An 11,190-nucleotide genomic window follows, 5' to 3' on the forward strand; every position below is an offset into this window, starting at 1 on the left:
GTGTTCGGTAACTGGCGTCAGCAAGGCGCGGACGGTGTTGAAACGTTCAACTGGGTGTTCGGTAACTGGCGTCAGCAAGGCGCGGACGGTGTTGAAACGTTCAACTGGTCTAGCGCGACAGCTGAGGTTTATGCGAACAACGGTTCACTGAGATATTCGGGTGGTCCACCTTCTCATCGGTTGGCTTACCAGGAGATAGGCAGTTTGGAGACCCTGAAGCTCAAGGACAAACGGTTTGTAGTGGAACGCCGGGGCGGGTATCCATGGGCAGAAGGCTACTTTAATCGCAACGATAATGCGCCTCTTCCTGCGGTCCTGGACAATGACGGGCGCACAACAGATCTATCGTTATACGTGTGCGATGATCTTATATGTTATTTGGAACAAATAGAATCCGTATCAATGCAGCTTGTCCTGTTCAGAGCTAAGATCGGGGATCAAATGGAGGTCACTATTAATGGTGTACTCGTCGAGATAGATGCCTATGATGCGGATTGGAAGGATCCGCAGATCTTCTCCCCTCAACCGCAACCAAACTCCGGGGGGAACGGATATTATGAAGTCAATCCAGAGCAGCGTCTGTTGCAGGTATCCCTGAAGCCGTCAATCGGGTTGTTTAAAGTAGGTAATAATCGGATAGGAGTAAGGATTATAGATAGACTTCCATTTCGGCCCGGTATTGATATTGTTGTTGAAAAACTGGAGGTTATGGTCAAGTACAAAGCTTCGGTAAGAGAAGAGGGAAATACCGATGAGATACGTAGCCTTAGGTGATTCGATTACCGCGTATAGAGTAGGGGTAAAGGTATACTTTGAACACCTCCAGGAAGCTGCCCGCGAACTATCGCTAACGGACATGGTGAACAGTGGCGTTGGGGGGTGGACGACAGCGGATGTGCTTCAGAATCTGGAGGATAAATGCTTGAAGTACCGCCCGAATCTCGTAACGGTCATGTTGGGTACAAACGATCATGCGATTTATATAAATCAGACGAAACCGAAGATTCAGCTCGACCAGTACGCTAGGAATTTGAGGGAAATCGTACGCCGAATTCACAGTGCAAGTTACGGGGAAGGCTCGAGTGCCGCTTCACCACATGTGATTCTTATGAYGCCCCCGTATGTATGCACATATACGAACCGGTCTGGTACCGAATCCAATCAATCCAGACTGCTCGCTTACTGTCACATGGTAAAAGAAGTTAGCGTCCAGCTTGGAACAGGGTTTGTAGATATCAATGCCATAACCGCATCGGAGACGAAGGATGACGATCAACTGTTTTCTATCAGTTTTACGGTTGACAACGATGGTGTCCACTTAAACAGTTTGGGGCATCGAATCCTACTTCCCCTAATCAAGATGGCCATACAATCAAGTCATTAATTTCATTCCATGGAGGTAAACATGCTGAAAAACGAGACGAACGACCAACAGCATACTAGCTCAAACGATGAAATGCAGGAGTTCGAAGGAGCGAACGACGGCGTAAGCAGAAGGAAGCTGCTGACCACACTAGGCACAACCGGTCTCGCCATGTTGGCCGGAGGGGTACTGACGAATACGTTCGGGACGGCACTTGCCGGGAACTCGACGGTGACAATGGCCACTTATGGCGGCGGATCGAATCCGGAAGCAGGGGCTTGCTGCTGTATGGCTGTAACGATCGCCGACCTACGAGCGATAACTATGGCAGCGACAGATACCCTGTATCTCGTTCGTGATCGTTGGAAAGAGGGATTCTTCTACTATGACAATACGGACACTACGTTGCTCGACAATACCGGAACCATTGTCGTCTCTACCGTATCAGGGGCCCGATTCAAGCGGATCTTCGAGGGGAACGTCAATGTCAAGTGGTTCGGGGCCGACGATAGCTTGACGGACAATGCGGCTGCCTTCCAGCAAGCGATCGACTACTGTGCAGCGGAAGGGTACAATCTGTTTGTTCCAGAGGGCGATTTCTCCTTTACGAACGGACTTCAAGTAAAATGCAAGATCGAAGGAGATTCTGGTTCGAATTCCATCCTGCGTTACAAACACAAAACAGGTGTTTTTTTGAACGGAGCGCTGGGGACCGGGGGATTGTTACCTGATCTCAAAAACCTGAAAATATACGGTACTAGAGGCAGCGATACAGTTAACGAACCTCCAACTCAATCCGTGTGCATGAATGGCTACACATTTCGCGGCACTTATGAGAATATAACGGTATTATTTTTTGATATTGGCGTGGATATAGAAGGTGTGTTCGTGCACTTCGTAGGCTGCTTTTTCCATAAATGCCGAATCGCCTTATACCCGAGGCGGTTATCGAGCAATGGTCTTAGCTCGACGATGTTCAACATCGAAGATAGTTCTTTTGAATTTAACGATAATGGGTTCTTATTGGAGCAAAGGTCTACAGATCCATCGGACCCCGTTGCAAATCAGGAATTGATCAATGTGCGGATTTCCAATTCGGGATTCGAAAAAAACGTGAACGGATTGGTCGTAAAGATTCGTATTCATCTCCTTACTCTGTTGAACTGTTGGTTTGAAGCAAATACCGGCCATGGATATGACATTCATAAGTCGTTCCCGACGATGTTGAACGTGAAAGTTCATCCAGCGGAGACCGTTTATGTCGGAGATTGGGCCAGCGGATATGGAGCCAATAAAGGGAATTACAACCGTATCGACGATTCGGGCATCGTAGGTAAGAAGTACTTTATCGCGCCTTTCGAACCGGATTCCAGCAGCGCCGAAACGCGGAAATTACTTTTGTCCTATAGTCAAACGTCCCGAAACATCGTTGTCTCCGATGAAACCAACAGTCTATTGAACTCCAACTTAGTTCGAACTCCGACCAATGGCTTCTATGCAGCGGTAGCAAATATTTTTATTAAGACGGACGGTACACTCGCCGGTACATCGTTTCCGGTTGGTGTAGTGTCTACATCACACGTGGCCACTGGGGTTTACCGTGTCCTCTTAGGTAGCAATCTGTTTTATTCGCCAATCATTCATGCGACTCCTTACCGGAATTATTCGGAATCGCCTTACGCAGCATTTTGCAAAGTGATTCCGAGAAACAATCCAAGCCCTACCGATTGGCGGGATTACGGTACGATGACGCAGTTCGACGTCTATTGTTACGAAGAAACGGGCACAACTTTGGTAGATGCGAAAGTCGGCATTACGATCCATTTCACAACTTCGAATTTTTTTAAATGATAAACGTACATAAGGATGCCGGTTTGGGGTGTCCCCGTGGAAAAGACAGGAATGCCTAGGAAAGAGAAGGCCTTGCGGATAGCAAGATCTTCTCTGTTTTTATTTTCGACCTCCATCCACAATTGCAGTTCTCGAGTCTGACAGCTACAGCTAGTTACCTGCGGCTTTCTCCGGTACAGGTTCCATGCCGTCCTTCAACTTACGAAAATCGCCACGCCCATGAGGAAGACTAACCCTGCGATCACATACAGAGGAACGGACGTTTTTTTTATGGCATTGTCACATGCTCGAACATGAAGATGGGGTTGACCATCACGATGCGGATCATCGTGCGGCATAACGGCTGCATCGAGGTGCAGAGCGTTGCCGGAGAAGGCACTGTCATGACAGTCGTGCAGCCGACTGTTATATAATAGACAACTATTTGAGATGGCAGGATTTATGGTTTCAGCTAACGAAATGCGATAGCTTAATAACAAGCAGAAACGAGGTGGCCGGAATTATTCGGCAGCCTCGTTTCGTTTCGTAATTGCACCTAGTTTGGTGTACTGTAGCGCATCCCGATCAGTGCGGCCATCATGAGATGAGGGTCAGAATCACCTTGGTTCGGCAGCCTGAACCTTTTTACAAGCGGTGCTCCAAGCGGTATTGTTTCGGGGTCATGAGGTAGTTGTTTTTAAATACGCGGCTTAAGTAAAACCCGTTCTGGTAGCCGCAACATTCGGATATTTGATCTAGCGTCAAATTCGTTTCGACGAGCAGCTTCTTCGCTTTTTCGAGACGAAGGGCGGTCACGTATTTGATCGGGGTCGTTCCCAGTTCGGCATGGAACTTCTGACATAGCTGTACACGGCTAACGCCGAGGGATACGGCTATTGCATTCAGGCTGAACTGCTCGAACGCTTGCGCTTGAATGAGCTTTGTCGCCTTCTGAATGAGCGGATCGGACGACCGGGGAGCTTCGGCGGTCGGCAGTTGCTCCGCCTGTTCGCAGTACATCAGCCAAATATGGTGCAAGTAATGGCTTCTGCCGATCATGCTCCATCGTTCGTCAAGAAAGTTATGATGCTTCATGGCGACGTAATCGTCAATAAGCTTCTCCGTATTGCGCAGGCTGACTTTACCGATCGGAATGCGGTCCAGACGCAACGGATCGAGCTCGTTGCCTTGGTCGTCTCCCCAGCCCATTCGGAGAACGAAAAGGGTTATCGGGGAAATGACGACCCTCCGAAAGACGACGTCCGGTGGACAAAACACAAGATCGCCGAAAGAAGCGGTTGCGCGATGGTTTTCGATTTCGTAATAAAACGACCCGTCTTCCACCGCAAAGACGATCCATTCGTTCTGAACGCTTTCATATTGAAAAAATTGTTCACGTCGGACTACGTGCCGAAAATACGTTAGCCGCGGTATATGCCCGCATAAAGGAAAAGACATCCTCATACTCTCCCTTCCTGCATCATCGTCGATGAACGGACTGACTACGCCAAAGCGGCGATCATTTGTATATAGTTTAGATTACAAAAGTGTATGGTGAAAGTAAAGCGGTTTCATCTACAATAAATAAGGGAAGCAGGCCTGCCGTACCTAAAAAAGACAAAGGGGAGCATTTAAATGGGAACCACCAAACGAATGCCAATCGTAACGGGCCTGGTCCTCGTTATCGCTTTGCTGTCCGCAGCTTGCAGTGCGACGAATAACAAGACGGAAGACCCGTCGCCCGTGGTGGCGACAAATTCTTATGCCGACGAGCCGGCAGAGCTTGTTATTTTCGGGGCAGTCGGCAATACAGAAGAGGTATGGAACGAAAGGTTTGGGACAGCGCTTAAGCAAAAGTTTCCGAAATACAAATTCACCTATATCCAGGGATCGGCCAAAAACACGCTGCAAAGTGTGACCGCCACCGGCCAAACGATCGATCTCATTCATGATTCGTTGGGCGGTATGCGAGCCAATATTATCGATAACGGGTATAACTACGATTTGTCCCCGCTCATGAAGAGTCATCAAATCGACACGAGCCGATTCGAAACAGCGGTGTTCGATTCGCTCAGTGACAAAGGGAAGCTGTACGGATTTCCGCTTCACGACGGAGGGCTGGTGCTTTATTATAACAAGGACATTTTCGACAAATTCGGCGTCGGGTATCCGAAAAACGGAATGACCTGGGATCAAGCCATCGAGCTCGGCAAACGATTGACCCGCTTCGACGATCGCCAATATATCGGTCTTGGCGTTTCCGTCAATCACATGCTCACGATGAATCCTTATTCGTTACCATTCGTCAAAGAGGGCAAAGCGGCGATCAATACTGATGCGTACCGCAAGCTCGTAAGCAAGACGATTCTCGAACCGACCGAGGCAGACGGATATCGCAAATACTTAACCTCATTAAATAAAATATTCAACAACGATAATTTCATGAAAGACAAAAATATGGCTATGTTCGTCATGAATTTTTATTTGCAATTGCAGCCGGACTTTAACACGTTCAATTGGGGAATTGTCAGCTTGCCAGTGTTCAGCGATTTGCCCGGGGTCGGCTCGCAGCCTTATCCGAACGGTCTCTTCATTGCAAGCACGAGTAAGTACAAGGATCAGGGGATGGAAGTATTGAAGTTTTTGGTTTCGGACAATTTCCAGATGGAGTTGTCACGGAAAGGATTCATTCCCGTGGTCAAAACGAAAGCGGTCCGGGATGCGTTCGCACAAGACACCGCCTTTAAAGACAAACAAATCGTCGAAGCATTGTTTACGAATAAACCCGCCGCTCCGATCGTGCGCTCCTCAGACGAGGGTAAGGTGACGTCGCAGCTAAGTGAGAATCTAACCAAGGTCATGATGGGCGAGATGGACGTGAACACGGCGCTACGAGTGGCCGAGGAGCAAGCGAATAAAGCGTTAGAAGCGGTGCGCAAATGAGTCGTGGGCTAAACGGTGGGCAGCTTGCTATCCCGAGGCCGGCGGGAGATGCAGTTCATGAGGAGTACGACATTATGGTGTTCGGCGGCGGATCGGCAGGATGCACGGCAGCGATTCAGGCGGCGCGGGCCGGAAAGCGAACGGCACTCGTGGAGAAAAACGGCATACTCGGCGGCACGACAATCGTAGCCTCGGTCAACTTCCCCGGTCTGTTTCACGCCTGGGGCAGGCAAGTCATTCGCGGTATCGGATGGGAAATCATTGAACGAACCGCAGAGCTGGGCGGAGCAGAGCTTCCGGATTTCTCCGTTATATCGCAAAAGCATTGGATGCATCAAGTTTTGGTGAACCGGTTTATATACAGTGCCGTGCTGGACCAACTCTGCCTCAAAGCGGGCGTAAACTTGCGGTTGCACGAAATGCCTGCAGCGATTCTACAAGGCGAGGATGGAACCTACGTCGCGCTCGTCGGCAAGTCGGGCTTAAAATGGTTCAAGACGAACAAGCTGATCGATGCGACCGGCGACGCCGACGTGGCAGGCATGATGGGATACTCGCGAAAAAAAGGTGAGCACCTTCAACCGGGTACACTGATCAACGATATTGGCGGGTACGATCTGTCAACGGTCGACCCCGACAAGCTGAATCGAACGTATGAGGAGGCACTCCGGAACGGGGAAGCAGACCGCAGCCGCAACGGACTGTACCACGACCTGAAGTCGGGACGGATCAACATGCACGTTCAAGGCATCGATGGTTCAGCATCGGAGACGAGAACGATGGCAGAAGTCAAGGCGCGACGGCATTTGCTGGACACCGTAACGATGCTGCGCCGGGTACCGGGGTGCGAAAAGCTCGAGGTCCGTTATTTTGCTAACGAATGCGGAATTCGCGAAACTTGGCGCATCGATGGGGAAGTAGAAGTCGACGAACAGTCGTACGTGTCTGGCTACGTTTGGCCAGATGCGGTATGTTACAGCTTTTATCCAATCGATCTGCATCACCATAGCGGATTTCATATCGAGCAAAAAATGATTGCGCCTGGAATCGTTCCGACGCTGCCTTACCGGGCTTTAATTCCGAAAGGAAGCGATGACCTGCTCGTTGCCGGACGGTGCGTATCAGGCGACCGGATGGCCAATTCGGCCTTTCGCGTCCAGGCCAGTTGCATGGCGACCGGACAGGCGGCCGGTATGGCGGCGGCGCTCGCCGTCGAACGGAATTGTTCAGTGCGAGACGTTCCTATGGCGCAATTGCGAGAACAACTGGAGCGATTCGGCGCTATTGTTCCAAAGGACGCGGGCAGTCGCTAAAGTTTGGACGCATGAATATGGTGGACTTCGATTGGATGCGAATCGAACCAGACGAAGAGAGAATTCAGTCCGACTCCAACCCGCTTAAACCGCGGGTTTTTCTTTTTTTCGGTAGAGATTGCCAACATTCGCTATTCTATCATGGAAATTTGTGGTAACATTATAGATACTAACTGGAGCAACGCACATAAATCATTTCAAATTATGGAGGGATAATCGATGGCTTGGAGTAAAGAGGTATTGGAATCCATTGTTCAGCAGGTAGGAGAGAGAGCGGCAACTGATCTGGAGTTCAGAAGCTTGTGCCTGAAGGATATTCACGCGGCTGTATTGCAAGAAACCGGTGTAGAAGTGCCCGCTAGCTTCAAGATCGGCGTGCTTGATCAAACCGTGTATAATTTAAGTATCGTATTGCCTGCGATCCAGTTGCCCGATAACGAGTTGTCTGAATCCGAACTAGAAAGTGTAGCAGGAGGAAGCAAAGCCGGTGCGGAAGATTTCTTTAATGGTGTTGCAGGCGGAGTAATGTCCGTTGCGTGCGGCCAGCCCATCAATACGTATTCCTCAGAGGAAACAGCCGGGAATATTGTTGGTCAAATAATCGGTTCTCCTATTCGTATTATTAGCTAATTATTTCTATGTAGTTTTACCGGAGGCGGAGCCTCCGGTTTTTCTGTTTTATCTGAAATCGAGATCTATGCCTCCGGGTCAGCCAAAGCGTAAAACGTTTCGATATTTAATCGTATTCGTCAACACAAGTGTCGCCCAAAATACGATGATCGCGATACTAATCGAGCTTAGCAAGCTCCACAGCGGCTGCATACCGATATGCTGCGCGTACGAATAGGCGTACTGTCCAGAGATAGCCATCGTAGCCATGCAGAGAGCTACTTTCACGAACCTTCTGAGATCCAAATAAAAACCGATCAGTCCCGAAATAGAGAAGAAGTTGAGCAGTGTGATGAAGCAAAAGCCGAAGTTCATCCCGAGCACGACTCCGGTAATCCCGAACTGGCTGCCAAGAAAATATATCGCCGCAGCTTTCAAGATCGTCATCGCAACATAGTTCCACATTGTGGTACTTGCTTTGCCGAGCCCGAGCAGAACAGCATGAAGCGGTGCCTCGAAGTAATGAAGGAAAAACACCGGTGCAAGCAGCTTAAGGAGCGGACCCGCCTCGGGTGCGTTATAGAGCAACGTCGTCAAAGGTGTAGCCCATATGTATAAAATGACGGTGGCCGGAGCCCCCACGAGTAGCGCGATCCGCATCGCCTGATCCAATCGCCGTTGCACCTCCATCCCGTTGCGATTCGCCATCGCTTCACTAACTGCCGGGATAAGCGCTGTCGATAATGAATGCGTTATGAAGCTCGGGAAGACGAGCAGGGGGAAGGCGTAGCCGACGAGCAACCCGTACTGCTTGGTCGCCATGGCGGTACCGAGTCCGAACAGGGCAAGGCTTTTCGTGATCAGCATCGGCTGGAACGCGCTGTAGATTGAATGGACGAAGCCGAGGCCGGTAGTCGGCAAACCCATCTGCATCAGCTCAGTGAAGGTGCGCTTTCCGTGCCGCAAATGCACAGAAGCTTTTTGGCGCAATCCGTCGTTCTTCTGATATTGCTTGTACTTTGTAAGTAAATAGGTCAGCCCGACCCCTTCGCCTACAACAGCGCCGACCATGGCGCCAGCAGCAGCAAATTCAATTCCGTATGGAAGCAAAAGATGCACGAGAGCGAGCATGCATGCAATGTGGGCCATGTGCTCGAAGACGTCCGACAACGCGATCGACTTCATATGCTGCTTACCGCGGAAATAGCCTTTCAACACGGCCGATATGGCGACGATCGGTGCGATCGGCGTAATGGCTAGCATTGCATAGTAGGCTCTCTGGTCGGTCAGGAACAGGGCCGCTATATACTTCGAGCCGAGCAGGGCCAGCAAGGTCAAGATGACGCTTAACGTCCCCGTGATGGCGAGGGAAACGGCGAGAATCCGCTTCTCCTTGAGCTTATCGCCTTTGACATCCGCTTCGGCCACCATCTTCGAAATGGCAACCGGCAGTCCTAGTTCAGTTAATGTAATGACTAATGGTACGAGAGGATGAGCCATCATCAATAGTCCGATGCCTTCCGCTCCCAAGGAACGGGCCAGAAAAATGCCGCTGACAAATCCGAGTATTCTCGTAGTCAAGGACGACGCTGTCAACATAAACGTCCCCCGCACAAATGATTGTTTTTGCATGAGATGCCTCTTTTACTTGGAATAGGGTGCTTCTTCTATATATATTCGGATAGGCCGAATACATGCGAACAAGCCAGCCGCACCTCGTTCGTCGGAATTTCCCTTTCGCGTCACTAGGCCTTATATTGAAATTAAATAATTATCTAATATTTATTGGGGGAAATGAAATGGTGATTGTGAGACTCGCTACTGAAACAGATCTTCCACATGCGTCAAAATGTTCTCAAATGTGGGCGACCGAGAATATTACCTATGGATTAGGAGCAAATAGTGAAGAATTACTAAGAAATCTGATCGGGGATTATTTTTGGGTGGCAGAACTTAATTCGGAGATCGTTGGTTACGTGTTTGGCAGTGTACATGTGAGCGATGGAACGGCAGTGATTGAAGAAGGCGAGCGTTATCTTGAAATCGATGAGGTTTATGTTCGACCAGAACATCGCAATGACAATATAGGACATCAGTTGGTGGATCATCTTCTCCAGACTGCGGAACAAAAAGGCATCACTCGTTCAATCGTTTATTCTGCAACGAAGCAATGGCAACAAATTGTAGGGTTTTACGAGAAACATGGTTTTAAAATGTGGTTTGTCCAGATGTATCGTTAGTTAGTTTTGAACTACCCAATGAACCTCCCCCACTTACGCTTCACTAAGAAGTAGGGGTTTCTTACCATTACTTGCCGTAACTTTCTGCAAGACAGCAGGTTGGCTACTGTCTTTCGCTACTCATGTAGCGGAAACCGAACAGCAAGCTATCGTAAGCAACACTTTTACAAGTGGGTGGGAACTCACCATCTACTACTTCTAGCGTTAGGCTATCCGTAGATACTTGACTTCTTTCGTTTTGCCCAAATCGCGTATGTCTCCATGAAGATATTTGGATAAAATTCCCTTGCTACCGTGAACATCTCGATGTTCTTCATAGCCGCAGGAACATTTATAATTTCTTGTAGACGTCTTTTTCCTTCTACCGCAACAAGGACATTGTTGACTTGTATAGCTTTCATCTATCGTCTTCATCGTTGTTCCATGTTCTTCGAGCTTGTATTCGAGTTGCTTTTGAATTTTACCGAAACTCCAATTGGATAACTTTTGATTTACGATTTTTCTTCTTTTCTTTTTAGTGTTCCTCTGTACGCCTTCCACTTTGCCAACTACTATCGTTTTTACATCATTTTCCGTACACCACTGTACGAATTGTCTTGTTGTTTTGTGGATGGTATCGTTTAGTTGGCGGTCACTTTTGCTTAGCACGTACATTTTCGCTTTTTTGTACTTTTTCCATTGACGACTGCCTTTTTTGCACTTGCTCATGAGTTTTTGCAGCTCGGCTACCTTCTTGTTTCTAAGCCTGTGTATGCTCCTTACTTTTCTTCCTGTGATGATGACAGCTTTGTTTTCTGTGGTCGTCGCTGTGATGGAATGAATTTCACCCAAATCAACACCAACAACTTGATTTCCTTGGTTTTCCGTTGCTGCTTTCCCATCTTCATAACTC

At 48.8% G+C, this 11,190-nt stretch carries 10 protein-coding genes; 7 read left to right on the forward strand and 3 right to left on the reverse strand.

The genetic code is table 11. The features are described 5' to 3' along the window. The 3 genes from AC1DWB_RS28515 to AC1DWB_RS28525 all read left to right on the forward strand — a co-directional run. The coding region (locus tag AC1DWB_RS28515; RefSeq protein ID WP_477544487.1) for a hypothetical protein at positions 1 to 774 on the forward strand (774 nt) is incomplete at its 5' end. Then, complete coding sequence (locus AC1DWB_RS28520) at positions 752 to 1,384, forward strand: SGNH/GDSL hydrolase family protein (protein ID WP_477544488.1); 633 nt, start codon at positions 752 to 754, stop codon at positions 1,382 to 1,384. The genes AC1DWB_RS28515 and AC1DWB_RS28520, both read left to right, overlap by 23 nt. A 21-nt stretch (positions 1,385 to 1,405) precedes the next feature. Next, positions 1,406 to 3,214 carry a pectate lyase family protein gene (locus tag AC1DWB_RS28525; RefSeq protein WP_477544489.1) on the forward strand — a complete coding sequence of 603 codons (1,809 nt, stop codon included), beginning with the start codon at positions 1,406 to 1,408 and terminating at the stop codon, positions 3,212 to 3,214. A gap of 624 nt (positions 3,215 to 3,838) precedes the next feature. Here AC1DWB_RS28525 and AC1DWB_RS28530 read toward each other — a convergent pair. Then, the gene (locus tag AC1DWB_RS28530) at positions 3,839 to 4,651 is read right to left on the reverse strand and encodes an AraC family transcriptional regulator (protein ID WP_477544490.1); all 813 of its coding nucleotides are present in this window, start codon (positions 4,649 to 4,651) and stop codon (positions 3,839 to 3,841) included. Between the two features lie 177 nt (positions 4,652 to 4,828). Here AC1DWB_RS28530 and AC1DWB_RS28535 point away from each other — a divergent pair, with 177 nt between their 5' ends. The 3 genes from AC1DWB_RS28535 to AC1DWB_RS28545 all read left to right on the forward strand — a co-directional run bounded on the left by AC1DWB_RS28535 (position 4,829) and on the right by AC1DWB_RS28545 (position 8,079). Then, a complete protein-coding gene (locus AC1DWB_RS28535; RefSeq protein WP_477544491.1) occupies positions 4,829 to 6,136 on the forward strand; it encodes an ABC transporter substrate-binding protein in 1,308 nt (435 codons plus the stop codon). Next, on the forward strand, positions 6,133 to 7,449 hold the full coding sequence (locus tag AC1DWB_RS28540) for an FAD-dependent oxidoreductase (protein WP_477544492.1): 1,317 nt from the start codon (positions 6,133 to 6,135) through the stop codon (positions 7,447 to 7,449). The genes AC1DWB_RS28535 and AC1DWB_RS28540 overlap by 4 nt, the downstream gene beginning before the upstream one ends. Positions 7,450 to 7,668: 219 nt before the next feature. Next, complete coding sequence (locus AC1DWB_RS28545) at positions 7,669 to 8,079, forward strand: hypothetical protein (RefSeq protein WP_477544493.1); 411 nt, start codon at positions 7,669 to 7,671, stop codon at positions 8,077 to 8,079. A 78-nt stretch (positions 8,080 to 8,157) separates the two neighbouring features. Here AC1DWB_RS28545 and spoVB read toward each other — a convergent pair whose 3' ends face one another. Then, complete coding sequence (gene spoVB / locus AC1DWB_RS28550; RefSeq protein ID WP_477544494.1) at positions 8,158 to 9,690, reverse strand: stage V sporulation protein B; 1,533 nt, start codon at positions 9,688 to 9,690, stop codon at positions 8,158 to 8,160. Positions 9,691 to 9,857: 167 nt separating this feature from the next. Here spoVB and AC1DWB_RS28555 point away from each other — a divergent pair, with 167 nt between their 5' ends. After that, a complete protein-coding gene (locus tag AC1DWB_RS28555; RefSeq protein WP_477544495.1) occupies positions 9,858 to 10,298 on the forward strand; it encodes a GNAT family N-acetyltransferase in 441 nt (146 codons plus the stop codon). 204 nt (positions 10,299 to 10,502) lie between these two features. On the opposite strand, the gene AC1DWB_RS28560 is transcribed toward AC1DWB_RS28555, so the two are convergent. Then, a partial coding sequence (locus tag AC1DWB_RS28560) for an RNA-guided endonuclease InsQ/TnpB family protein (protein ID WP_477544496.1) occupies positions 10,503 to 11,190 on the reverse strand: 688 nt, incomplete at its 5' end.

This window comes from Paenibacillus sp. P4_E11 (genome assembly GCF_056401635.1).

Coding starts and splice junctions, on each gene's coding strand:
- AC1DWB_RS28525 (WP_477544489.1), top strand. CDS start 1,406: ATGCTGAAAAACGAGACGAACGACCAACAGCATACTAGCTCAAACGAT.
- AC1DWB_RS28530 (WP_477544490.1), bottom strand. CDS start 4,651: ATGTCTTTTCCTTTATGCGGGCATATACCGCGGCTAACGTATTTTCGG.
- AC1DWB_RS28535 (WP_477544491.1), top strand. CDS start 4,829: ATGGGAACCACCAAACGAATGCCAATCGTAACGGGCCTGGTCCTCGTT.
- AC1DWB_RS28540 (WP_477544492.1), top strand. CDS start 6,133: ATGAGTCGTGGGCTAAACGGTGGGCAGCTTGCTATCCCGAGGCCGGCG.
- AC1DWB_RS28545 (WP_477544493.1), top strand. CDS start 7,669: ATGGCTTGGAGTAAAGAGGTATTGGAATCCATTGTTCAGCAGGTAGGA.
- spoVB (WP_477544494.1), bottom strand. CDS start 9,690: ATGCAAAAACAATCATTTGTGCGGGGGACGTTTATGTTGACAGCGTCG.
- AC1DWB_RS28555 (WP_477544495.1), top strand. CDS start 9,858: ATGGTGATTGTGAGACTCGCTACTGAAACAGATCTTCCACATGCGTCA.